This window comes from Limnohabitans sp. 63ED37-2 (assembly GCF_001412535.1).
Lineage (GTDB): Bacteria > Pseudomonadota > Gammaproteobacteria > Burkholderiales > Burkholderiaceae_C > Limnohabitans_A.
In genome coordinates this window covers 720,475-743,045 of sequence record NZ_CP011774.1, presented here as the reverse complement: position 1 = coordinate 743,045, position 22,571 = coordinate 720,475, and the positions used below count along the sequence as shown (strand labels likewise).

22 protein-coding genes and 1 tRNA gene are annotated in these 22,571 nt (G+C 60.6%); 13 read left to right on the top strand and 10 right to left on the bottom strand.

Translation table 11 applies throughout. The features are described from left to right. Positions 1-21: 21 nt before the first annotated feature. Positions 22-2,439 (bottom strand): UvrD-helicase domain-containing protein, encoded by a 2,418-nt coding sequence (locus tag L63ED372_RS03530; protein WP_062403390.1) that lies wholly within the window; start codon positions 2,437-2,439, stop codon positions 22-24. Positions 2,440-2,718: 279 nt separating this feature from the next. On the opposite strand from L63ED372_RS03530, the gene L63ED372_RS03525 reads away from it, so the two are divergent. Both L63ED372_RS03525 and L63ED372_RS03520 read left to right on the top strand, forming a co-directional pair. Beyond that, positions 2,719-3,960 (top strand): MFS transporter, encoded by a 1,242-nt coding sequence (locus L63ED372_RS03525; protein WP_062403386.1) that lies wholly within the window; start codon positions 2,719-2,721, stop codon positions 3,958-3,960. Positions 3,961-4,160: 200 nt separating this feature from the next. Beyond that, entirely contained in the window at positions 4,161-5,138 is a 978-nt protein-coding gene (locus L63ED372_RS03520) for a GMP reductase (protein ID WP_062403382.1), read from the top strand. Positions 5,139-5,222: 84 nt separating this feature from the next. Here L63ED372_RS03520 and L63ED372_RS03515 read toward each other — a convergent pair whose 3' ends face one another. Further along, positions 5,223-5,954 carry a sulfite exporter TauE/SafE family protein gene (locus L63ED372_RS03515; protein WP_062403379.1) on the bottom strand — a complete coding sequence of 244 codons (732 nt, stop codon included), beginning with the start codon at positions 5,952-5,954 and terminating at the stop codon, positions 5,223-5,225. Between the two features lie 19 nt (positions 5,955-5,973). Continuing rightward, the gene (locus L63ED372_RS03510; protein ID WP_062403376.1) at positions 5,974-6,879 is read right to left on the bottom strand and encodes a LysR family transcriptional regulator; all 906 of its coding nucleotides are present in this window, start codon (positions 6,877-6,879) and stop codon (positions 5,974-5,976) included. A gap of 115 nt (positions 6,880-6,994) precedes the next feature. Here L63ED372_RS03510 and L63ED372_RS03505 point away from each other — a divergent pair, with 115 nt between their 5' ends. From L63ED372_RS03505 to L63ED372_RS03480, 6 genes are all read left to right on the top strand, one after another. After that, positions 6,995-7,972, top strand: coding sequence for a Bug family tripartite tricarboxylate transporter substrate binding protein (locus L63ED372_RS03505; RefSeq protein WP_062403372.1), 978 nt, complete (start codon positions 6,995-6,997; stop codon positions 7,970-7,972). Between the two features lie 16 nt (positions 7,973-7,988). Next, complete coding sequence (locus tag L63ED372_RS03500; protein WP_062403370.1) at positions 7,989-9,200, top strand: M20 aminoacylase family protein; 1,212 nt, start codon at positions 7,989-7,991, stop codon at positions 9,198-9,200. Between the two features lie 130 nt (positions 9,201-9,330). Continuing rightward, a complete protein-coding gene (locus L63ED372_RS03495) occupies positions 9,331-9,993 on the top strand; it encodes a site-2 protease family protein (protein ID WP_062403368.1) in 663 nt (220 codons plus the stop codon). A gap of 41 nt (positions 9,994-10,034) precedes the next feature. Continuing rightward, positions 10,035-11,351: a tryptophan--tRNA ligase gene (locus L63ED372_RS03490; RefSeq protein ID WP_062403365.1), complete on the top strand. Its 1,317-nt coding sequence runs from the start codon at positions 10,035-10,037 to the stop codon at positions 11,349-11,351. Between the two features lie 83 nt (positions 11,352-11,434). After that, complete coding sequence (locus tag L63ED372_RS03485; RefSeq protein ID WP_062403363.1) at positions 11,435-12,040, top strand: LuxR C-terminal-related transcriptional regulator; 606 nt, start codon at positions 11,435-11,437, stop codon at positions 12,038-12,040. A 9-nt stretch (positions 12,041-12,049) separates the two neighbouring features. Beyond that, entirely contained in the window at positions 12,050-12,607 is a 558-nt protein-coding gene (locus L63ED372_RS03480; protein ID WP_062403361.1) for a nuclear transport factor 2 family protein, read from the top strand. Positions 12,608-12,615: 8 nt separating this feature from the next. Here L63ED372_RS03480 and L63ED372_RS16340 read toward each other — a convergent pair whose 3' ends face one another. The 5 genes from L63ED372_RS16340 to L63ED372_RS03460 form a co-directional block, all read right to left on the bottom strand. Then, on the bottom strand, positions 12,616-12,798 hold the full coding sequence (locus tag L63ED372_RS16340; protein WP_156343544.1) for a hypothetical protein: 183 nt from the start codon (positions 12,796-12,798) through the stop codon (positions 12,616-12,618). A gap of 115 nt (positions 12,799-12,913) precedes the next feature. After that, positions 12,914-13,003, bottom strand: a tRNA-Ser gene (locus L63ED372_RS03475). Between the two features lie 34 nt (positions 13,004-13,037). Beyond that, a complete protein-coding gene (serS, locus tag L63ED372_RS03470) occupies positions 13,038-14,345 on the bottom strand; it encodes a serine--tRNA ligase (RefSeq protein WP_062403358.1) in 1,308 nt (435 codons plus the stop codon). Positions 14,346-14,367: 22 nt separating this feature from the next. Further along, positions 14,368-15,315 (bottom strand): 4-hydroxy-3-methylbut-2-enyl diphosphate reductase, encoded by a 948-nt coding sequence (gene ispH / locus L63ED372_RS03465; RefSeq protein ID WP_062403355.1) that lies wholly within the window; start codon positions 15,313-15,315, stop codon positions 14,368-14,370. Continuing rightward, complete coding sequence (locus L63ED372_RS03460) at positions 15,315-15,758, bottom strand: FKBP-type peptidyl-prolyl cis-trans isomerase (RefSeq protein WP_062403352.1); 444 nt, start codon at positions 15,756-15,758, stop codon at positions 15,315-15,317. The genes ispH and L63ED372_RS03460 overlap by 1 nt, the downstream gene beginning before the upstream one ends. 129 nt (positions 15,759-15,887) lie before the next feature. On the opposite strand from L63ED372_RS03460, the gene radC reads away from it, so the two are divergent. From radC to galE, 5 genes are all read left to right on the top strand, one after another. Then, positions 15,888-16,559 (top strand): RadC family protein, encoded by a 672-nt coding sequence (gene radC, locus L63ED372_RS03455; protein ID WP_062403349.1) that lies wholly within the window; start codon positions 15,888-15,890, stop codon positions 16,557-16,559. Positions 16,560-16,637: 78 nt separating this feature from the next. Further along, positions 16,638-17,642: an adenosine kinase gene (locus tag L63ED372_RS03450; protein ID WP_062403346.1), complete on the top strand. Its 1,005-nt coding sequence runs from the start codon at positions 16,638-16,640 to the stop codon at positions 17,640-17,642. A 5-nt stretch (positions 17,643-17,647) separates the two neighbouring features. Next, the gene (locus L63ED372_RS03445; RefSeq protein WP_197275317.1) at positions 17,648-18,916 is read left to right on the top strand and encodes a serine hydrolase domain-containing protein; all 1,269 of its coding nucleotides are present in this window, start codon (positions 17,648-17,650) and stop codon (positions 18,914-18,916) included. 28 nt (positions 18,917-18,944) lie between these two features. Continuing rightward, the gene (gene purT, locus L63ED372_RS03440; protein WP_062403340.1) at positions 18,945-20,081 is read left to right on the top strand and encodes a formate-dependent phosphoribosylglycinamide formyltransferase; all 1,137 of its coding nucleotides are present in this window, start codon (positions 18,945-18,947) and stop codon (positions 20,079-20,081) included. A gap of 4 nt (positions 20,082-20,085) precedes the next feature. After that, positions 20,086-21,096 carry a UDP-glucose 4-epimerase GalE gene (galE, locus tag L63ED372_RS03435; protein ID WP_062403338.1) on the top strand — a complete coding sequence of 337 codons (1,011 nt, stop codon included), beginning with the start codon at positions 20,086-20,088 and terminating at the stop codon, positions 21,094-21,096. 33 nt (positions 21,097-21,129) lie between these two features. Here the strand turns inward: galE and rfbC are convergent, their stop codons facing one another. Beyond that, positions 21,130-21,681, bottom strand: coding sequence for a dTDP-4-dehydrorhamnose 3,5-epimerase (gene rfbC / locus L63ED372_RS03430; RefSeq protein ID WP_062403335.1), 552 nt, complete (start codon positions 21,679-21,681; stop codon positions 21,130-21,132). Continuing rightward, positions 21,681-22,550 carry a glucose-1-phosphate thymidylyltransferase RfbA gene (gene rfbA, locus L63ED372_RS03425; protein WP_062407586.1) on the bottom strand — a complete coding sequence of 290 codons (870 nt, stop codon included), beginning with the start codon at positions 22,548-22,550 and terminating at the stop codon, positions 21,681-21,683. The genes rfbC and rfbA overlap by 1 nt, the downstream gene beginning before the upstream one ends. Between the last annotated feature and the right edge of the window lie 21 nt (positions 22,551-22,571).

Here is a 22,571-nt window from a genome sequence, read left to right as displayed (position 1 = left end):
ACTTTCAGAACAGGAATGGGTTTAAACCACCGTGAGTTTAGCCACGCTCAGCGCCAGCCATTTCACGCCGTGGCGCGGAAAGTTGACCTGCGCTCGGGCATCGGCCCCCACGCCCTCCACAGCCAACACTTTGCCTTCGCCAAATTTGGTGTGGAACACGGTTTTGCCAGCGCTGATGCCGTGCTCGGGCGCGGCTTTTTGCACCGGCACAGGCGGACTTTTGTAAGTTTCGGTGCTCAGGCTGCTTTGGCCCCAAGCCGGGCGTGCATGGCGGTTGAAGGCCGGGGTTTGTGGCCAGCCGCCACCCGGGGCGCTGCCACCCCCGCTCGCGGGCTGGCCCAAGTTAGAAAAGCCGCTGTTTTTGGGCGTGACCCACTTCAGGCACTCTTCGGGCAACTCGTCCAGAAAGCGGCTTTTGAGGTTGTAGCGGGTCTGGCCGTGCAGCATGCGCGTTTGCGAATGGCTCAGGTACAGGCGCTTGCGGGCACGGGTGATGGCCACATACATCAGTCGGCGTTCTTCCTCCAAGCCGTCAAAGTCGTTCATCGCGTTTTCGTGCGGGAACAGACCTTCTTCCAAGCCGGTGATGAACACCGCGTCAAACTCCAGTCCCTTGCTGGCGTGCACGGTCATGAGTTGCACCGCGTCTTCACCCGCTTGCGCTTGGTTGTCGCCAGCCTCCAGCGAAGCGTGCGTCAGGAAGGCTGCCAGCGGGCTCATGATCACGCCGTCTTCGCTGAACTCATCGACCGTGCCGAGGTCTGCGTCTGTTGAGCGACTCAAGCCTTGGCTGGCCGGGCTTTGCCCCAGGCCTGAGGTGCCTTGCGGCAAAGCCACCGCACTGCGCCCAAAACCTTCTTGGGTGACAAAACTCTCGGCCGCGTTGACCAATTCCTCCAAGTTCTCCACCCGGTCAGCGCCTTCTTTTTCGGCGCGGTAGTGGTTGACCAAGCCGGTCTTGTCCAACACCAAGTCAATGATCTCGCGCAGCGTCATGCCCTCGGTCTGCTCACGCAACACATCGACCATGGCCACAAAAGCCGCCAAATTCGCCCCGGCCTTGCCGGTGGTGGCGCTCACGGCGTCGTGCAATGAGCAGCCTGCTGCGCGGGCCGCGTCTTGCAGCTGCTCAATGGAACGCGCCCCGATGCCGCGCGGCGGAAAGTTGACCACCCGCAAAAAGCTGGTGTCGTCGTTGGGGTTCTCCATCAGGCGCAAATAAGCCAGCGCGTGCTTGATCTCGGCCCGCTCAAAAAAGCGCAAACCACCATACACCCGATACGGAAACCCGGCGTTGAACAGCGCGGTTTCCAGCACCCGGCTTTGGGCGTTGCTGCGGTAGAGCAGCGCCACTTCCTTGCGCTCAAAGCCGTCTTGCTTGACCAACTGGCGCAGCTCTTCGATGAGCCACTGCGCTTCGGCAAAGTCAGACGGCGACTCCACCACCCTCACCGGCTCGCCAGCGCCTTGGTCGGTGCGCAGGGTTTTGCCCAAACGCGTCTTGTTATGGCTAATCAGGTGGTTGGCCGAATCGAGGATGTTGCTGAAGCTGCGGTAGTTTTGCTCCAGCTTGATCTGGTGCTTGACCTGAAACTCACGCACAAAGTCAGCCATGTTGCCCACGCGGGCACCCCGGAAGGCGTAAATGCTCTGGTCGTCGTCGCCCACGGCCAAGATGGCGCATTCGCCCCCTTCGCCCGGCAAACCCGCCAACTGCTTGAGCCAGGCGTATTGCAGCTTGTTGGTGTCCTGAAACTCATCCACCAAGATGTGACGAAAACGGCGGCGGTAATGCTCGCGCACATGCGCGTTGTCACGCAACAGCTCATACGAGCGCAGCATCAGCTCGCCAAAATCCACCACGCCTTCGCGCTGGCATTGTTCTTCGTACAGCTGGTACAGCTCCACCTTGCGGCGCGTTTCGTCGTCGCGCACCGGCACATCGCCCGGGCGCTGGCCGTCTTCTTTGCAGCCCGAAATGAAATACTGCACCTGCTTGGGCGGGAAGCGGTCTTCGTCCACATTGAACTGCTTGCACAGCCGCTTGACGGCCGAGAGCTGGTCTTGTGTGTCCAGAATCTGAAAGGTCTGCGGCAAACCCGCCAGCTGGTGATGCGCCCGCAAAAACCGGTTGCACAGCCCGTGAAAGGTGCCAATCCACATCGCGTTCACATTCACCGGCAGCATGGACTGCAAACGCAGCTTCATCTCTTTGGCGGCCTTGTTGGTGAAGGTCACCGCCAAAATGCCGCCGGGCGAGACTTGCGAGGTCTGCAGCAGCCAGGCGATGCGCGTGGTCAGCACGCGGGTTTTGCCAGAGCCTGCACCCGCCAAGATCAGGGCGTGCTCGGTGGGCAAAGCCACCGCCCGGTGCTGCTCGTCGTTGAGCTGGGCGAGCAAGGGGGACGCCGAAGCGTTCGGTGAAAATTCAGACAACATCTGTCGATTGTAGGAAGTTCGCACCCCATGCAACACCTCAACCGCTCCCTCAACCCACACTTGGCTGAGCAGTTGCCTCACTCCGAGCACCTGCACAGCACCGCCACCTTGGATTTCGTCCACTTCGGGACACACGGTGCAAGCTGAGCGTGCCACGATGTGCGCTCTGCACAGACATTACGACCCAGCACCTTCCCACATGACTTCCTTCGCCAGGCCCTCGCCCCATCTGCCGCAAGCTAGGCAGGCTCGGGACGGCTGCGCCAAGGGAGGACTGGCATGAAGTTTTTTTATGGCTGGCGCATGGTGGGCGCGGCCTGTGGCATCCAGTTTTTACTGGCGGCCTTTCTCACACAGGCCCTGGGTCTGTACATCGCCGTGCTGTCGGACGACATGGGCTGGAGCAAAACCACCTTGTCAGGTGCTGCCGCGCTGCAATCGGTCGAAGCGGCCATCATCGGCCCGGTGCTGGGCTGGATGATGGACCGGGTGGGCCCCCAAAAAATGATCCGCTGGGGCATGGTGCTGTTCAGCGCTGGTTTGCTGCTGCTCAGCCAAGTCGACAGCGTCGCCACCTTTTACGCCAGCGCCATCCTGATGGCCATTGGCGCCAGCCTGGGCGGCTACTTTCCGCTGTCGGTGGCGCTGGTGCAGTGGTTCGAGAAGTTCCGTGCACGCGCCCTGTCCATCATGAGCCTGGGCTTGGCCATGGGTGGGCTGGTGGTGCCGCTGATGGCCTGGTCCATTCAGGTGTGGGGGTGGCGGGCCACAGCGGCAGGCTCGGGTCTGTTGGTTTTATTGACCGGCTTGCCCATGGCCAGCATCATCCGTCGCCGACCCGAGGACCACGGCGAACACGTCGACGGCATCGACCCGGCGCAAGCGGCCGCCAACTTGGCCCAAGGCCACCCTGCACCGCCGGTCCAGATCGAATTCACTGTGGCACAAGCACTGCGCACCCGGGCTTTTTGGATGCTGGCCATCGGACACGGATTGGCCTTGCTGGTGGTGTCGGCCGTGAACGTGCATGCCATCACCCACATGAAGGAAGGCCTGGGCTATTCGTTCACCACCGCCAGTTGGGTGATCCTGATCATGACCTTGGGTCAGCTGGCTGGCGTGCTGATGGGGGCGACACTGGGTGACTGGTTTGAGAAACGCAAAGTCGCTGCTTTGTGCATGCTGGCCCACGGCATCGGCATGCTGTGCCTGACCTACGCGTCGCACATGGCGATGTTGGTGGCGTTCGGGGTCTTTCACGGCATCGCCTGGGGCTTGCGCGGCCCCTTCATGCAGGCCATCCGGGCCGACTACTTCGGGCGCAACGCCATTGGCCTGATCCTGGGCCTGTCGGCCGCCATCATCGCGCTGGGGCAAATTGCGGGCCCCATGATCGCCGGGGTGCTGGCCGACCTCACGGGCGATTACCAACTGGGCTTCAGTCTGCTGGCCCTGCTGGCGGCGCTGGGCTCACTGTCCTTCATGCTGGCCACCAAACCGGTGCTGCCCCAAGTGAACTGAGAACTTGCCCCGATGGATCAGGGGGGGGCCAAAGAACCGTCAGGCAATCCGGGTAGAATCAGCCACCGGGCCCAAGATTCTTGCGCCCGGTTTTTTTTGCCCTGAATCTGCAATGGGTTCATTTCAGGGGCCAGAAAACCGGCCAGGCCAAGCGCTCACTCGTTCTCTCAACGAATCCTTTTTTGGAGCTTGGTTTTTTCATGGAAATTTTTGACTACGACAACATCCTGCTTTTGCCACGCAAGTGCCGCGTGGAAAGCCGTTCCGAGTGCGACGCGGGCGTCACCTTGGGCAGCCGTACCTTCCGCCTGCCGGTGGTGCCTGCCAACATGAAAACGGTGGTGGACGAGTCCATCTGCCTGTGGATGGCGCAAAACAATTACTTTTACGTGATGCACCGCTTTGATCTGGACAACGTCCAGTTCGTGCGCGACATGCATGGCAAGGGCGTGTACGCCTCGATCTCGCTGGGTGTCAAAGCCCCCGACCGCGCCACCGTGGACCAGCTGGCCGCCGAGGGTTTGGTGCCCGAGTACATCACCATCGACATCGCCCACGGCCACGCCGACAGCGTGCGCGACATGATCGCTTACATCAAGGGCAAATTGCCCAACAGCTTCGTGATTGCGGGCAACGTGGCCACACCCGAAGCCGTGATCGACCTGGAAAACTGGGGCGCCGACGCGACCAAAGTGGGCGTGGGCCCGGGCAAGGTCTGCATCACCAAGCTCAAGACCGGTTTTGGCACCGGTGGCTGGCAGTTGTCGGCGCTCAAGTGGTGTGCCCGCGTGGCGACCAAGCCCATCATTGCCGACGGCGGCATCCGCAGCCACGGCGACATCGCCAAGAGCATCCGCTTTGGCGCGAGCATGGTCATGATCGGTTCGCTGTTTGCTGGGCACGAAGAGTCACCCGGCAAAACGGTGGAGGTCGATGGCGCCTTGTTCAAGGAGTACTACGGCTCAGCCAGCGACTTCAACAAGGGCGAGTACAAGCACGTCGAAGGCAAGCGTATCTTGGAGCCCATCAAAGGCAAGCTGGCCAACACGCTCATCGAGATGGAGCAGGACGTGCAAAGCTCGATCAGCTACGCCGGCGGCACCAAGCTGATGGACATCCGCAAAGTGAACTACGTGATCTTGGGCGGTGACAACGCGGGTGAACACCTGTTGATGTGAGCCTCCAAGCACCCATAAAAAAGGGGAGCCTATGGCTCCCCTTTTTTTTGATCCAGCACCACGGCTCAGACGCCCCCCCTTGGGTCAACGCAAAGCCCCCAGCGCCAGCAGCGAACCACTGACCACCAGCAATGCGCAAATGATCTGGCGCAGGCGTGCCACGGGCACGCGGTGCGCCAGGCGGTGGCCCAGCCACACACCCAGCAGGGCCACACCGATCAGCACCGTCCAGCGCTGCCAAATCCAGCTGCTGGACAAGCGCCCCTCCCAAGCCATGCCCACCAACACGGTGGCCGCTGCCACCGAAATGATCATGGGCGTGCTGGCCCTCATTTGTTGGACATCTGGCAAGCGGCGACTGAGCCAGGCCACCACCACCGGTCCGGCTGTGCCAAAAAGCATTTCCACCAGGCCAATGGCGGCCCCGACCGGCCAAGCCCACACAGGTGCGGCGCTGGGCAATTGGGACGCTTTGGGACGCAGGGCATGGAGCCCCACACCCGCCACATACACCCCCAGCAAAAGCAAGGGCCAGCGGCTGTTCATGTGCTGCACGAGCCACAAGCCCACCAGCGTGCCCAACACCAGGCCGGGCAACAGACGTCGCAGTTCGCGCCACTGCACTTGGCGCCAGTTCAGCCCGCTGTGAAAAGCCGAGGCAGGCACGTCCATGAGCAAGGTGAGCGCCACCACAGCGGGCAAAGGCCATTGCCAGGCCAACAGGGGCACCACGACCAAAGCCGAGCCAAAACCCGTCAAGCCCAGCACGGTGTAACCCAACAAAACCACCCCGATGGGGTAAAGCCATTCCTGCATTCGGTTTCCTTTGTAGCCGTCAGTCGGTCAAATGTTTTTGGATGAAGGCCCGGAACACCGACATGATGGGCAATTCGGTGCGGCCTGCCAAAGTGATCAGGCCCAAACGCGCCTGCCCTTTCAAGGGCGTGCGCATCTGCAACTCCACCAAACGGCCTTGAGCCAAACCCTCCCGGGCCGCCCCCACAATGCCCAAGTACACCGCATCGGTCTGCCCCACCACATCGAGCAGGCTGGCAATGTCCTCGCACTGCAAGGTGGTCATTTGTGCCGGGTTGGCTTGTGGGCCATAGTGATCCACCAGCAAGCGGGCCACCTCTTGAGACAGTTGGATGGAGGCAATGGGGTAAGACAACAAAGCGTCTAAGGGCACGCCCCTTGGGTGCGCTTGGAGGACAGGATGTTCGCGGCGGCAGACAAAGCCTGCACGCATGTCCACCACATGCTCGATTTTCAGATCGGGCGCCGCCTCCACCCGCCGCAGGTCCACCACCAAGGCATCGAGTTGCCTGTCCCGCAGTTGGGTCAATTGCAGCTCGGTGGAGCCGCGCGAGACGGTGACCTGCACCGTCGGGTGGTGATTGGCCATGTACACCAGCCATGGCGTCATCAGCATCGCCCCAGGGCCCGACCCCAAACCCACCCGCAATGTGCCCAAGCCCCCACGCTGGAGCAAGGTGGCTCCCTGTTTCAACTCGCGGGCCTCGTGCACGATGCGCCGCGCACGCTCCAGCACGGAGCGGCCCAAGGGTGTGAGCTCATTCTTTTTACCCACCCGGTCCACCAATGGCCCACCCAGGTCCTCTTCCAACGCCTGGATGCTGCGGCTCAAGGCCGACTGGGTGATGTGCAGCTTTTCTGCCGCGCGGCTGAATGAGCCGGTCTCGGCCAGGGCCAGCCAATGCTCAAGGTGTCTGAGGTTCATGTATTCATTTTACGAATGAATATTAGAAAAATAAGTCATTGGACACATTGTTCTGTCATTTTTACGATTCGAAATGGTCCTATCCATCCCCCAAAACCCGCATTCAGGAGACAACATGAACTTCAAAACCCTTCTCGGCAGCCTGGTCGTGGCAGCCAGCGCCTTTGGCCCCGCCATGGCGCAAAACTACCCCGTCAAAACGATCAACCTGATCGTGCCCTACCCAGCCGGTGGACCGTCTGACTTTTTTGCCCGCAAGCTACAGCCCGAGGCCGCCGCCAAACTGGGGCAGACCATGATCATCGAGAACATTGGCGGGGCCGGTGGTGCGATCGGCATGGCCAAACTGGTCAACGCACCGGCTGACGGCTACACCCTGAGCCTGGGCAGCCCGATGGAGCTGGTGCTGGCCCCCATGGCCATCCAGGGCGTGAAGTACAAATCCGAAGACTTCAAACTGGTCGCGCAATTTGCCACCACCACGACCATTTTGGCTGTGCGCAACTCGCTCAACGTCAAAACCGTCGACGACCTGCTGGCACTGGCCCGCAAGAATGCCGACAAACCCTTGAGCTACGGCAGCGTGGGCCCCGGCTCGCTGTACCACTTGGTGGGCGAAAAGTTCTCGCAGCTCACCAAAGTCCAGATGCTGCATGTGCCCTACAAAGGCATTGCGCCGCTCTTGACCGACTTGATGGGGGGCCAGATTGACATGGCTTTCCTGCCCATGGCCGGCTCCATCCCGCAAACCCTCATCGACGGCAAAATCCAGGGCCTGGCCGTGACCGCCAAAACCCCCCATGCACTGTTCAAGCAGTTCCCAGCCATGGCCGCCATGAAAGGCTTGGAATCGATGGAGTTTGACATCTGGGCGGGCGTGCAGGTGCACAAGAACACACCAGACGCCATCGTCACCACGCTGAACAAGGCCTTTTATTCGGCGGTTGAAGTCCCTGAAACCCGCAAAGCCTTGGAAGCCAGTGGCAACGTGGTGCTGCCCTCGCGCACGCCTGCCGAATTGGCCCGCATTTACCTTGGGGACATCGAGCGCTACCGCGCCATCGCCAAATCGATTAATCTGCAAGCCCAGTAATCGACGAGGCCAAGCCATGAACGCTCCCACCGACGCTTTTCTGCACCACAAACTCCAGGCCCTGCAAGCCCAGGCAGATGAATTCATCGCGGTGCGCCGTGACATCCACAAGCACCCAGAGATGGGCTACAAGGAGTACCGCACCAGCGACTTGGTCGCCGAGCAGTTGGCGGCTTGGGGCTACCAGGTCACACGCGGCCTGGGCGGCACAGGCGTGGTGGGTCAGCTCAAAAAAGGCACGGGCAGCAAAAGCATCGGCATCCGCGCCGACATGGACGCGCTGCCGATTGACGAGGCCACGGGCCTGCCCTACGCCAGTTGCAACGTGGGCATCATGCACGCCTGCGGTCATGACGGGCACACCGCCATGCTGCTGGCAGCGGCCAAACACATCGCCCACAAGGCCGAGTTCTCGGGCACCGTCAACCTGATCTTCCAGCCAGCCGAAGAAGGCCTGGGTGGCGCCAAAAAGATGATGGAAGACGGACTGTTCACGCAATTCCCCTGCGACGCCGTGTTTGGCATGCACAACATGCCCGGCCACCCACAAGGCCAGTTGGTGTTTCGAGACGGCCCGGCCATGGCGTCTTCTGACAACGTGACCATCGTCATCGAAGGCACAGGCGGCCACGGTGCCGTGCCCCACCGGGCGGCCGACCCGGTGGTGGCCGGTTCGGCCATCGTCATGGGTCTGCAAAGCATCGTGGCCCGCAATGTGGACCCCCAAGAGATGGCCATCATCACCGTGGGGGCGTTCAATGCCGGTGTGGCCAACAACGTCATCCCACAACAAGCCACCCTCAAGCTCAGCGTACGCTCGCTCAACCGCGAAGTGCGCATCTTGCTGGAGCAGCGGATCACCGAACTGGTCCATGCCCAAGCCATCAGCTACGGCGTGAAAGCGCACATCGATTACAAGCGGGGCTACCCGGTGCTGGTCAACCACTTGGTCGAAACCGACTTTGCCCGGGATGTCGGCGAAGAACTCGTGGGTGCCGCCAACGTCACACGCCAGGGCCGCGCACTCACCGGCAGCGAAGACTTTGCCTTCATGCTCGAAGAAGTGCCCGGCTGTTATTTGCTCATTGGCAACGGCGATGGCACGGGTGACGGCCACGGGGCCTGCATGGTGCACAACCCCGGCTACGACTTCAACGACCACAACGTGGCTGTGGGCTCGGCCTATTGGTCTTTGCTGGTCGAGCGCTTTTTGCCTGCGCAGGGCTAAACCATCCCGAGAAGGCCATGGGCAGGCGGCCGGTCAACTGCCTGGCCTGTGCCGCCCCTGCTGACCCTGGATGGGGCCCATACCCTGTGTTCGCCACAGCCCGGACGGGTCTGAGACAATCGGGGTGAATATGTCTGAGCTCATACAAACCGTTTTGATTTACGCCCTGCCGGTGATTTTTGCGATCACGCTGCACGAGGCGGCGCACGGCTACGCCGCCTTGCGCCTGGGCGACAACACCGCGTCCATGCTGGGCCGCGTCACACTCAACCCTTTGCCGCACATCGACTTGCTGGGCACCATCGTGCTGCCGCTGCTGCTCTACTTCAGCACCAGTGGGGCGTTTTTGTTTGGTTATGCCAAACCCGTGCCCGTGCGCTTTGACCGGCTGCGCCACCCCAAACGCGACATGGTGTGGGTCGCCCTGGCGGGACCGGGTTCCAATTTGGTTCAAGCCTTGTTGTGGGGCGTGCTGTTTTACGTGCTGGCTGGCAGCGGCGTCACCGAGCGCTTCTTCATCGAAATGTGCAAGGCCGGCATGCTGACCAATGTGGTCATGTTCGCCTTCAACCTCTTCCCGCTGCCGCCGCTCGACGGCGGACGCATTCTGGTGGGTCTGCTGCCCTGGCGGCAAGCGGTGCTGGTGTCGCGTGTGGAGCCCTGGGGCTTTTTCATTGTCATGGCCCTGGTGCTGACGGGCCTGATCAGTGCCTGGTGGATGCAACCCTTGATGGGCCTGACTTTTGACTTTTTGAAGCTCAGCCTCAGCCCGCTGGCCTCTTTGTTGCGCTGAATTTATTGACGCTGTTTTTTCCTGTTTGTTTGCTTTTCCTCATGAACTCCAAGACCCGCACCCGCGTTCTCACCGGCATCACCACCACCGGCACCCCTCACCTGGGTAACTATGTGGGCGCCATCCGCCCCACGGTGCAAGCCAGCCGCGACACCAGCACCGATGGTTTTTACTTTTTGGCCGACTACCACGCGCTCATCAAGTGCGACGAGCCCGCCCGCATCCAGCGCTCCACCCTCGAGATCGCGGCCAGCTGGATCGCCTCGGGTCTGGACCCCGAAAAAGTCACTTTCTACCGCCAGTCGGACATTCCTGAGATCCCCGAACTCACTTGGCTGCTGACCTGCGTGACCGGCAAGGGCGTGCTCAACCGCGCCCACGCCTACAAAGCGGCAGTGGATAAAAACAACGCCGCAGGCCATGACACCGATGCCGATGTCACGGCAGGCCTGTTCATGTACCCGGTGCTCATGGGCGCGGACATCTTGATGTTCAAGGCGCACAAAGTGCCAGTGGGCCGCGACCAGATCCAGCACATCGAGATGGCCCGCGACATGGCGTCGAGCTTCAACCATTTGTATGGTGAGCACTTTGTCTTGCCCGAAGCCGTGATCGAGGAATCGGTGGCCCTCTTGCCCGGTTTGGATGGCCGCAAGATGAGCAAGAGCTACGACAACACCATCCCGCTGTTTGCCCCCGCCGCGCAAATGCGCAAACAAATCGCGGCCATCGTGACCGACTCCAAAGCACCGGGAGAGCCCAAGGCCACCGAAGGCTCAGCCCTGTTCCAGATTTACCAAGCATTTGCCAGTGCTGAAGAGACGGCGGCCATGGCCCACGCCTACGCTGAGGGCATCGGCTGGGGTGACGCCAAACAAATGCTTTTCGAGCGCATCGACCGCGAAATCGCCCCCATGCGCGAACACTACCAAGCCCTCATCGACAACCCTGCCGAAATGGACCGGATTTTGCTGGCAGGTGCCGACAAAGCACGCCAATTGGCCACCCCCTTCATACGCGAGTTGCGCCACGCCGTGGGCCTGCGCGCCTTGTCATCGGGCAACGCGGCCCCCGCAGCCAAAGAAGCCAAAACCGCGCTGCCCAGCTTCAAACAATATCGCGAAAAAGACGGCCAGTTTTATTTCAAATTGGTGGATGCCAAAGGCCAGGTTTTGCTTCAAAGTCTCGGTTTTGCCTCACCCAAAGAGGCTGGGCAAACCATTGCCCGGTTACAAACCGAAGGCACGGACGCCATGGACACCCTCAAACCAGTTTTGGCGCTGAATTTAGAAACTGAAAAAGCCTTGAAAGAAGTTTTGTCTCTTTTGAAAGCCCACACCGAAGCCAATAGCAAATGATTTTGTTATTTTCAACAAAAGAGCTGGCAAAAATCCCAAGAAACTGATATCCTTATGTTTCAGTTTAGTGCGGAGATTAAAATATGACCGTTTATGTCATTGATGACCACCCCTTGATGCGCGATGCATTGACCATGTTGCTGCATCGGGTGAAACCAGGCCTGAAAATCATTCCCATCCACAAGTTGAATGTGGTGGAAGCCACCGTTGAAAAAAACGGGCCGGCCGAGTTGTTTTGCCTCGACCTGCAGTTGCCTGACACGTTGGGCATGTCGGGTGTGCAGGTGCTCAAAGCCAAGTTTCCGGATGTTCCTTTGGCTGTGGTAACCAGCTCCAGCGCCAGCGAATTCGAAACGCGTTGCCTCGAAGCCGGTGCCGATGCTTTCATCGAAAAATCCAACAGCCCCACCCAAATCATTGCGGCGTTGCGCAGCCTCTTGGTGACCGAGGAGCAAGCCGCGATCGAAGACGCTGCGCCCCCCGCTGGTCCCACCAAACTGTCGAAACGCCAAAAACAACTGATCCTGATGTTGGACCAGGGTTTGTCGAACCGCGACATCGCCGAAAAGCTCGACATCAGCGAGCACACGGTCAAGGTGCACTTCTGGCGCCTGTTCCGCCGCTTGGGCGTCAACAGCCGCACACAAGCCCTGCACTTCGCCCGCACCAACGGCTGGCTGGGCATTTAATCCGGCACCATGCCTGTTGTTTCGATCACTTTGCTGCCGGGCTATGACCCGGACACCCAGCACCGCATGGTCAACCACGTAGCCAACGCGGTGCGATCGGTGATCGCCACACCCGAGGCAGGCACCACGGTATTCATCAACGAGGTCAGCACCTACCGGCGAGACGGCAAGGTGTTCAGTGGTGGCCGCGCGGCGCACCCAGTGGCCTCAGAGGTGGTGAAGTCTTTTTTGCAGGCCATGCAAGAGCGGGACATGCCCTTGGCCCAAAGCTTTTTGCACCCGGAATTTGTCATGTGCTTTCCGGGTGGCGTGCAAATGCGGACTTTGCCCGAATTGATTGCTTGGGCCCAACAGCGTTACAGCACCATCGGCAAGAACTACGCGCAGTTCGAAGAGAGTTGGCAAGGCGATGCTACCGTGGTGTTTTGCCACGGCACCTTACATGGCACCTGGCTCAACGGCGAAGCTTTTGAAGGCATCCGTTTCATCGACCGCATGGAAGTGCGTGATGGCTTGATCACACGCCAAGACGTGTGGAACGATCTGGCAGAGCACCGCAAGGCCTGAAACCGGCCTCATTTATTCTTTTTGTCTTTGTCCCGGTTGATGATGTCGGGCGTGACCGCATCCACCACATTGACCGCTGTCTTGACACCATAAATCACGGTGGACGCAGCGACATCGGCAATGGCCAGCACAGTGCAGCCTTGCAGCATAGGCAGGGCCAAAAGAGCAACGATAAAGGTCTTTGTTTTCATCATTTTTCCTTTTCGCATTCAACAATGCTGAAGTCATGTGCTGGTGGGACACCGAACTGGCACTCGCTCGCCTGTCAGAAAAAAACCCCACATGGTTTGCCATGAGGGGTTGGTTTGGCGGAGAGGGAGGGATTCGAACCCTCGGTAGGGTCGCCCCTACGCCTGATTTCGAGTCAGGTACATTCGACCACTCTGCCACCTCTCCGGATTCGGTGTCGTTTGTCGAAGCCAATATTCTATCAGGCCCGAAGGGTCTCCAACCCACCCAAATAGGGACGCAGCACCTCGGGCACGGTGACCGAGCCATCCGCGTTCTGGTAATTCTCCAAAACCGCCACCAGCGCACGGCCCACGGCCAGGCCCGAGCCGTTCAAGGTGTGCACCAGCTCGTTCTTGCCTTGGGCGTTTTTGAAACGCGCTTGCAGACGGCGAGCCTGGAAGGCCTCGCAATTGGACACCGAGCTGATCTCGCGGTAAGTGTTTTGTGCGGGCACCCAGACCTCCAGGTCATAGGTCTTGCTGGCGCCAAAGCCCATGTCGCCCGTGCACAAACTCATCACGCGGTAGGGCAAGCCCAGCTTTTGCAAAATGGCCTCAGCGTGGCCGGTCATGGCTTCCAGCGCTTCGTAGCTTTGATCGGGATGCACGATCTGCACCATCTCGACTTTGTCAAACTGGTGCTGACGAATCAGACCACGCACATCGCGGCCACCACTGCCCGCCTCCGAGCGGAAGCACGGGGTGTGTGCGGTCAGTTTGATCGGCAAATCGCTCTCGGCCAACACCTCGTCGCGCACCACGTTGGTCAGCGTCACCTCTGATGTCGGAATGAGGTACAACGCCTGGCTTTCCTCGCCCTCTTGACCACCCTTGTTGGCGGCAAACAAATCGGCCTCGAACTTGGGCAGCTGGCCCGTGCCACGCAGCGTGTCGGCGTTCACGATGTAAGGCGTGTAGCACTCGGTGTAGCCGTGCTCGCTGGTCTGCACATCGAGCATGAACTGCGCCAGCGCACGGTGCAAACGGGCCACCGGGCCGCGCATGAAAGTGAAGCGCGAGCCGGTCAGCTTGGTGCCGGTCTCAAAGTCCAGGCCCAGTGGAGCGCCGATGTCCACATGGTCCTTGAGCTCGAAGTCAAAAGTGGGCACCGTGCCCCAGCGGCGCACCTCGATGTTGCCCTCTTCGCCCCCGCCCACAGGAACCGATTCGTGCGGCAAATTGGGCACAGCCAAGAGCAAGTTTTGCAGCTCGGCCTGGATCACCTCCAGGCGCTGGGCCGAAGCGTCCAGCTCGTCCTTGATGGCACCCACTTGGGCCATGACCGCATCGGCCTCGGCATGCTGGCCTTTGCCTTTGAGCATGCCAATTTGTTTGGACAGGCTATTACGCTGGCTTTGCAGCTCTTCGGTACGGGTTTGCAGCGTTTTGCGCTCGCCTTCCAAAGCGCGGAAAGCGTCCACATTCAGGAAAAGTTGGGGGGTTTTACGGGTCTGCAAACGCGCGACAACGGCGTCCAGATCTTTGCGGAGAAGAACAATATCAAGCATGGGGGGATTGTAGTGAACCAGGTTAGGGGTTCTCGGCCGCATCCAACTTCAAACCCTTGGGCAGCGGGAACTTGATGGTTTCCTGGATGCCGTCGAGGGTGCGCACCGACACCGCACCCATCGCCCGCAAACGTGCAATCACCTCTTGCACCAGCACATCCGGGGCCGAGGCACCCGCGGTCAGGCCTACCTTTTGCGATCCTTCAAACCAGGCTTCCTGCAAATCGGCCGCGCTGTCCACCATGTAGGCGGGCGTGCCCAAGCGGTCGGCCAGCTCACGCAAGCGGTTGCTGTTGGAGCTGGTGGGGCTGCCCACCACGATCACCACGTCCACCAGCGGGCTCATCAGCTTGACGGCGTCCTGGCGATTCTGCGTGGCGTAACAAATGTCTTGTTGTTTGGGCTCGCGCACTTGCGGAAAACGCGCCTTCACAGCGGCCACGATCTCGGCGGCATCGTCCACACTCAGCGTGGTTTGTGTCACCACCGCCAGCAAATCGGTCTGGGCGGGTTGCACTTTGGCCACGTCTTCGACGTCTTCGACCAAGTGGATGCCGCTGTCGAGTTGGCCCATGGTGCCTTCCACCTCGGGGTGGCCTTTGTGGCCAATCATGATGAATTCGTAGCCCTCTTTGTGCAGCTTGGCCAGCTCCACATGCACCTTGCTCACCAGTGGGCAGGTGGCGTCAAAAATCCGGAAGCCGCGTCGCTCGGCCTCCTCCTGAATGGCCCGGCTCACCCCGTGGGCGCTGAAAATCAGTGTGGCCCCGGGCGGCACATCGGCCAGCTCTTCGATGAAGATCGCGCCTTTTTCCTTGAGGTCGTTGACCACATAGGTGTTGTGCACGATTTCGTGGCGCACATAAATCGGGCGGCCAAACTTGGTCAGGGCGTGTTCCACGATGTCGATCGCACGATCCACCCCGGCGCAAAAGCCACGGGGTTCTGCCAAAAGCACTTCAGACGTCATCACAGCACCCCAATCAGTTCGACTTCAAAGGTCACAGGCTGACCGGCCAGCGGGTGGTTGAAATCAAACAACACCGCGCCCTCCTCGTTCACTTGCAGCACGGTTCCGGCGTATGAGCCCAATCCGTCAGGCGTGGGGAACTGCACCACATCGCCTGCCGCATATTTTTCGGTCGGATCGCCCAATTCGTTGAGCAACTTGCGCGCCACCCACTGCTGCATGTCCGCGATATGGTCACCAAAAGCCTCGCCTGCGGGAATCTCCATGACCACCCGCGTGCCTTCGGCCAGGCCCAGCAAGCGCTGCTCGACGGCGGGTGACAAGGTGCCCGAGCCCAGTGACAGGGTCGCGGGTTTTTCGTTGAAGGTGTTGATGATGTCCCCCTGCGGCCCGGCCAGGCGGTAGTGAAGCGTCAAGAAGGAACCGGGTTCGACAATGGACATAAGGGTTTTCGTGGTTGGCGCACAAGGGGCCAAACGGGCATAAAGAAAGCACTATTGTAAAAAGCCCGGCCAGCCAGTCCCGAGCGAAGGGATAAATCGGACCGAGGCCGCTCCAGGGAGGGGCAACATATGGGCATCAAAGACTTGCCGATGGATGCGCGTCCGCGCGAAAAACTGCTGACCCGTGGCCCGCAAGCCCTGAGCGATGTGGAACTGCTGGCCATCTTGCTGCGCACGGGCATGGCGGGCAAAAACGTGTTCCAGCTGTCCGAAGAGCTGCTCGGGCACGATGGCATCGCAGGCCTGCTGAACGCCACGGTGTCCTCGCTCAAAATGGTCAAGGGCCTGGGCCCCGCCAAACAGGCCGAGCTGCTCGCCGTGTTCGAGATGGCCCGACGGGCGCTCAGTCAGCGCCTGAAAGAGCGCGAAGCCTTTCACACGCCGGGCGCGGTCAAACAATACCTGCAGCTGCAACTGGCCCACAAAAACCACGAGGTCTTTGCCGTGCTGTTTCTGGACCACCAAAACCGCATGCTGGCCATGGAAGAACTGTTCCGGGGCACGCTCAGCCAAACCAGCGTTTACCCGCGCGAAGTCGTTCTGCGTGCCCTGCACCACCAAGCCGCCGCCGTGGTGCTCTCGCACAACCACCCCAGCGGCTCGGTGCAGCCCAGCCGCGCCGACGAGCACCTGACCCAAACCCTCAAGGCGGCTTTGGCGCTGGTGGACGTTCGTGTGCTCGACCACATCATCGTCGGCCAAGGGCAGGCTTTGTCGATGGCGGAGCAGGGTCTGATGTGAAGCGCGACGGGGCATGCTCAGCCGATGATGAGCGGGACGAACCGCTAAACTCGGTGTTTTCTCTGACGCCCCTACGCCATGTCCCACTACCACCTCTACGCCATTGGCAACGCCCTGGTCGATACCGAATACGAAGTTTCTGACGAACTGCTGAGCGCCATGGGCGTGAGCAAGCGGCACATGACGCTGATCGACACCCCCCAACGCGCCGAATTGCTCAAGCATGTGCAGAGCCTGCACGCACGCCGCACCGGGGGTGGCTCGGCCGGCAACACGGTGGTGGCGCTGGCGCAATTGGGCGGCCAAGCGTTTTATTCGTGCCGCGTGGCGGACGACGAACTGGGCGCTTACTACACCCAAGACCTGCAAACCAACGGTGTCGCGACCAACCTGACCCACACCCGCCCTACCGAAGGCCAAACCGGCAGCTGCATGGTGCTGGTCACGCCCGATGCCGAGCGCAGCATGTGCACCTTCCTGGGCGCCACATCGCAACTCGACGTCAGCGCCTTGCACCCGCAAGACATCGCCAAGTCCAAAATTTATTACATGGAAGGCTACCTGGCCGCATCCCCTACAGGACTGGAAGCCGCCGTCAAAGGCCGCCAAATGGCCGTTGAGCACCAAGTGCAAACCGCCCTCACCTTAAGTGATGTGAGCATGATCAACTTTTGCAAAGCAGGCCTTGAAGCCATGCTCGGCGACGGTCTGGACTATCTGTTTGCCAACGAAGAAGAAGCACAAACCTGGTGCGGCACCAAAGACCTGGACGCCATCCTGGCCCAACTGAGCCCCTTGGCCAAAACCGTGTGCCTCACGCGCGGCCCCCAAGGCTGCATCGTGCTGCAAGGCCAGAGCCGCACCGACGTGCCCGCAGTGCCCGCCCAAGCGGTGGACACCAACGGTGCAGGCGACATGTTTGCCGGCACCTTTTTGTATGGCATCACCCACGGCCACACGCCTGCGCAATCGGCTGCATTGGCCAATCGCACCGCGGCTGCCGTGGTCAGCCAACACGGCAACCGATTGACCCAGGCGCAAATGCAAGGCATTTACACGGACTTCTGCAACGCACAAGGATGAGTCCCATGTCCACCACCGCAAGACGTCCAGTCAGTCGAAACATCGCGATGGTCTTGGCGTGCCTGCTGGGCATGTCCCTCGCTTGTGCAGAACCCGATGAAGAAGCCTTGGGCAAGAACGCGGGTTATCCCATCAGCCCGGGCCAAGGCGTCTCCCAAATGCAGTACCGGGTGGGGTCCTGGTCGGCGCTGGACAAAGTACCGGGCATATTGACCCACAAGGTGGCAAAAGGTGACGCGCCTACGCCCCTGCCCAAAGCCAGCGCCTCGATCGACATTCGCTACCGCCACCGCAACCTCGGCTACACGCTGGACGAGTACCTGGATCGACGCCGCATCACGGGTTTGTTGATTTTGAAAAATGGCGAAATCGTCGCCGAACGGTACCGTTACGGACGAACCGAGCAGAACCGATTTTTGTCGTTTTCGATGGCCAAAAGCGTGACCTCTTTGTTGGTCGGCAGCGCCTTATCCCGTGGCGTGATCAAGTCCATAGACGACCCCGCAGCGCTCTATGCCAAAGACTTGGAAGGCAGCCCTTACGGCCAAACCAGCATCCGCCATTTGCTGCGCATGAGCTCAGGCCTGACCTTCACAGAACGCTACGATGGACAAGATGATGTGGCCAAACTGTCGCGCAGTGTGGCGACTGGAAACCCCTCTGTCGTCAGCGTGCTTCGCAGCATCACCGACCGGCACAGCCACGCGGGTGAAAAATTCGTCTATGCCAGCGCAGAAACCGAGGTCTTGGGCCGTGTGCTGACAGCCGCCAGCGGGCGAACCATGGCTGACCTGACGTCCGAATGGCTGTGGAGACCCCTGGGCGCTGAACAGGATGCCTTCTGGTGCACAGGCAAAGATCGACAAGAAAGCGCTTACTTCTGCTTCAATGCCACTTTGCGCGATTGGGGACGTTTGGGCCATATGCTCGCCCGCGATGGCAAGGTCGGTGATGTGCAGGTGATCCCCCAAGCGTATTTGCTCGACGGTACCGACCCTGCTCGGCAACCCGCTGCTTTCAGGCCCTACCGTGCAACGCCCGGTGTGGGATATGGCTACCAATTCTGGCTTCTTCCTCAAAAAGAACGCAGCTTTGGCATGCAAGGGATTCACGGACAAACCGTGTTTGTGCAACCCGCCACAGGCATTGTCATGGTGCAAACAGCCGTCTATGCAGGGGCCAGCGGGGCCATTGACCCAGACGCCTACGCGGAACGTGCTTCGTTTTGGCAAGGTGTTCTGCAATCCTTGGGTGGCGATACCAACCGGTATTGATTGACCCCTCCATTGCACAGGACTCATCATGAAAAAAATCCTCCTCCTGGGCTCCGGTGAGCTCGGCAAAGAATTCGTCATCAGCGCCAAACGCTTGGGCTGCCACGTCATTGCCTGCGACAGCTACGCCGGAGCGCCTGCCATGCAAGTGGCCGACGAGTCTTGTGTGTTCAGCATGCTGGACGAAGTGGCGCTGCGTGCCGCCATTGCCCAGCACCAGCCCGACCTGATCGTCCCTGAGATTGAGGCCATCCGCACCGAAGTGCTGCTCGATGTGGAAAAAGAAGGTTTTGAAGTCATCCCCAGCGCCCGCGCGGCCAACCTGACCATGAACCGCGACCGCATCCGCGACGTGGCCGTGGGCCTGGGCGTGCGCACCGCCAAATTTGCCTACGCCGACTCGGCCGCCGAGCTGCTGGCCCGCGCCACCGAGATCGGTTTCCCGGTCGTCATCAAACCCGTCATGAGCTCATCGGGCAAAGGCCAGAGCGTGGCCAAAACCGCCGCCGATGTGCAGACGAGCTGGGATTACGCCTGCGCGGGCATGCGCGGCGATCGCCAGAAAGTCATCGTCGAAGAGTTCATCCACTTCGAGTTTGAAATCACCCTGCTCACCGTGCGCCAGCGCAAGGGCCCCACCCTGTTTTGCCCGCCGATTGGCCATGTGCAAGAACGCGGTGACTACCAATACAGCTGGCAGCCCCAGGACATGACGCCCGAGCAAGTTAAAGCCGCACAAGACATGGCCGACAAAGTCACCAACGACTTAGGGGGTGCAGGCCTGTTTGGGGTGGAGTTTTTCGTGACGAAAGACGAAGTCATCTTCAGCGAGCTGAGCCCCCGACCCCACGACACCGGCATGGTCACGCTGACCAGCCAGAACCTGAGCGAATTTGACCTGCACGCCCGCGCCATTTTGGGTCTGCCGATTCCCCACATCGACTGCGTGGAAGGCGCCAGCGCCGTGGTGCTGGCGGACAAAGACGGACAAAACCCAACCTTCACAGGCGTGGAAGCGGCGCTGGGCGAGCCCGGCGTGGACGTGCGCATTTTTGGCAAACCCACCACCCGCCCCTACCGCCGCATGGCGGTGGCACTGGCCCAAGGCCCCAACGCCTTGCAACGCGCGCGCGCTGCAGCGGCCAAAATCAACGTGGTGGTCTGATCCCATGAGCACCATCCTTGTCACAGGCGGTGCGGGTTACATCGGCTCGCACACGGTGGTCGAACTGTTGAACGCAGGGCACCAGGTGATCATCGTGGACAACCTGTGCAACAGCAGCATCGCGGTGCTCGAGCGCATCCACAAACTGGCCAAACCCAACTTCCGTTTTGTACAAGCCGATGTGCGTGATGGCGCGGCGCTCGACCGCCTCTTTGCCGAGCAGCCCATTGATGGCGTGATCCACTTTGCGGGCCTCAAGGCTGTGGGCGAATCGGTGTCCCAGCCTCTGCGTTACTTTGACAACAACGTGGGCAGCACCCTGGCCCTGCTGCAGGCCATGGACCGGGCCGGTGTGCGCCGCATCGTGTTCAGCTCGTCCGCCACGGTGTACGGCGACCCGCAGCAGGTGCCCATCACCGAGGACAGCCGCCTGCAGGTGACCAATCCCTATGGCCGCACCAAACTCATGTGCGAGGACATCCTGCGCGACCTGCAAGTGTCTGACCCGCGCTGGCAAGTGGCCATCTTGCGCTACTTCAATCCGGTGGGGGCGCACATCAGCGGCCTCATCGGTGAGCACCCGAATGGCATCCCCAACAACCTGATGCCCTTCATCACCCAAGTGGCGGTGGGTCAACGCGAGTTCCTGAGCATCTTTGGCCGCGACTACCCCACACCCGACGGCACGGGCGTGCGCGATTACATCCATGTGGTCGACCTGGCCCAGGGGCATTTGGCGGCGCTCCATTACCTGCAAACCCAACAAACCAGCATCACCGTGAACTTGGGGACGGGTCAGGGCGTGAGTGTGCAAGAGTTGGCCGACACCTTTGCCCGCGTGACCGGTGTGCCGGTGCCCTACCGCTTTGTGGACCGCCGCCCGGGCGATGTGGCGGCCTGCTACGCCGACACCACACGGGCGCGTGAAGCCCTGGGTTGGCAGGCCCATCTGGGCGTTGAGCGCATGTGCCAGGACGCCTGGCGCTGGCAATCACAAAATCCCAAGGGCTACTAAAAGGGCTGGGCTGAGTGGCCAGCCCGTCTCGCTTCAAGCGAACTTTTCTGCCTCGGCCCACAGCGCCGCCGCCGCGTCTTTCGCCGCCAACAGGGGCTGGCCCTGCATCGGCCAAGTGATGCCCACCGTGGGATCGTCCCAGCGCAAGCTGCGTTCGTGGGCGGGGTACCAGTAATCAGTGGTTTTGTACAAAAATTCGGCCGTTTCACTCAGCACCACAAAACCGTGCGCAAAACCCGGCGGGACCCACAACTGCTGGTGTTTTTGGGCGTCCAGGTACACCCCCACCCACTGGCCCAAGGTGGGCGAACTTTGGCGCAGGTCCACCACCACATCAAACACCTGGCCTTGCACCACCCGCACCAGCTTGCCCTGCGGGTGCTGGATCTGATAGTGCAAACCGCGCAGCACCCCTTGGGCGGACTTGCTGTGGTTGTCCTGCACAAAGCTCAGGTCCACGCCGGTTTTTTCGGCAAAGTCGCGCTGGTTGAAGGACTCGAAGAAAAAGCCCCGGGCATCACCAAACACCTGAGGCTCCAGAATCAGCACTTCAGGGATGGCGGTGGGCGTGACGGTGTAGGGCATTATTTGAGCAGGTTCAAGAGGTATTGGCCGTAACCGTTTTTGGCCAAAGGCGCGGCCAGCTTTTGAACCGCAGCGGCATCGATCCATTTTTGATGGAACGCAATCTCCTCCGGACAAGCCACCATCAGGCCCTGGCGCTTTTGCAAGGTGGCAATAAAGCCCGCCGCTTCGAGCAAGCTGTCGTGTGTGCCCGTGTCCAGCCAGGCATAACCACGTCCCATGATTTCCACGTTCAGCTGGCCCAGCTCCAAGTAGCGCTTGTTCACGTCGGTGATTTCGAGTTCACCCCGTGGCGAGGGTCGGATGTCGGCGGCGATGTCACACACCTGTTGGTCGTAAAAATACAGGCCAGTGACCGCGAAATTGCTCTTGGGCACTTTGGGTTTTTCTTCGATCGACAAGGCCCGAAAAGACGCATCAAAGTCGACCACACCATAACGCTCTGGGTCGTGCACATGGTAAGCAAAGACGCTTGCGCCGCTGGTGCGGGCATGGGCACTGGCCAGCAGCTTGACCAGGTCGTGGCCGTAATAAATGTTGTCGCCCAACACCAAGGCGCTGGGGTCTGAACCCACAAAGTCCCGGCCGATGATGAAGGCCTGCGCCAGGCCATCGGGGCTGGGCTGCACCGCGTACTGGATGTTCATGCCCCACTGGCTGCCGTCGCCCAGCAGCTCGGTGAAACGCGGCGTGTCTTGTGGCGTGCTGATCAGCAGCACATCGCGGATGCCCGCCAGCATGAGCGTGGTCAGCGGGTAGTACACCATAGGCTTGTCGTAAACCGGCATGAGCTGCTTGCTCACCGCTTGGGTGACTGGGTACAAGCGGGTGCCGGAGCCGCCTGCGAGGATGATGCCTTTTCGATTGATCATGGCTTATTTTAGGGGATG

Coding starts and splice junctions, on each gene's coding strand:
- ispH (WP_062403355.1), bottom strand. CDS start 15,315: ATGACGTCTGAAGTGCTTTTGGCAGAACCCCGTGGCTTTTGCGCCGGG.
- L63ED372_RS03450 (WP_062403346.1), top strand. CDS start 16,638: ATGTCCCACTACCACCTCTACGCCATTGGCAACGCCCTGGTCGATACC.
- serS (WP_062403358.1), bottom strand. CDS start 14,345: ATGCTTGATATTGTTCTTCTCCGCAAAGATCTGGACGCCGTTGTCGCG.
- L63ED372_RS03530 (WP_062403390.1), bottom strand. CDS start 2,439: ATGTTGTCTGAATTTTCACCGAACGCTTCGGCGTCCCCCTTGCTCGCC.
- L63ED372_RS03490 (WP_062403365.1), top strand. CDS start 10,035: ATGAACTCCAAGACCCGCACCCGCGTTCTCACCGGCATCACCACCACC.
- radC (WP_062403349.1), top strand. CDS start 15,888: ATGGGCATCAAAGACTTGCCGATGGATGCGCGTCCGCGCGAAAAACTG.
- galE (WP_062403338.1), top strand. CDS start 20,086: ATGAGCACCATCCTTGTCACAGGCGGTGCGGGTTACATCGGCTCGCAC.
- L63ED372_RS03460 (WP_062403352.1), bottom strand. CDS start 15,758: ATGTCCATTGTCGAACCCGGTTCCTTCTTGACGCTTCACTACCGCCTG.
- L63ED372_RS16340 (WP_156343544.1), bottom strand. CDS start 12,798: ATGAAAACAAAGACCTTTATCGTTGCTCTTTTGGCCCTGCCTATGCTG.
- L63ED372_RS03525 (WP_062403386.1), top strand. CDS start 2,719: ATGAAGTTTTTTTATGGCTGGCGCATGGTGGGCGCGGCCTGTGGCATC.
- L63ED372_RS03510 (WP_062403376.1), bottom strand. CDS start 6,879: ATGAACCTCAGACACCTTGAGCATTGGCTGGCCCTGGCCGAGACCGGC.
- L63ED372_RS03445 (WP_197275317.1), top strand. CDS start 17,648: ATGTCCACCACCGCAAGACGTCCAGTCAGTCGAAACATCGCGATGGTC.
- L63ED372_RS03480 (WP_062403361.1), top strand. CDS start 12,050: ATGCCTGTTGTTTCGATCACTTTGCTGCCGGGCTATGACCCGGACACC.
- L63ED372_RS03495 (WP_062403368.1), top strand. CDS start 9,331: ATGTCTGAGCTCATACAAACCGTTTTGATTTACGCCCTGCCGGTGATT.
- L63ED372_RS03500 (WP_062403370.1), top strand. CDS start 7,989: ATGAACGCTCCCACCGACGCTTTTCTGCACCACAAACTCCAGGCCCTG.
- L63ED372_RS03515 (WP_062403379.1), bottom strand. CDS start 5,954: ATGCAGGAATGGCTTTACCCCATCGGGGTGGTTTTGTTGGGTTACACC.
- L63ED372_RS03520 (WP_062403382.1), top strand. CDS start 4,161: ATGGAAATTTTTGACTACGACAACATCCTGCTTTTGCCACGCAAGTGC.
- L63ED372_RS03505 (WP_062403372.1), top strand. CDS start 6,995: ATGAACTTCAAAACCCTTCTCGGCAGCCTGGTCGTGGCAGCCAGCGCC.
- L63ED372_RS03485 (WP_062403363.1), top strand. CDS start 11,435: ATGACCGTTTATGTCATTGATGACCACCCCTTGATGCGCGATGCATTG.
- purT (WP_062403340.1), top strand. CDS start 18,945: ATGAAAAAAATCCTCCTCCTGGGCTCCGGTGAGCTCGGCAAAGAATTC.
- rfbC (WP_062403335.1), bottom strand. CDS start 21,681: ATGCCCTACACCGTCACGCCCACCGCCATCCCTGAAGTGCTGATTCTG.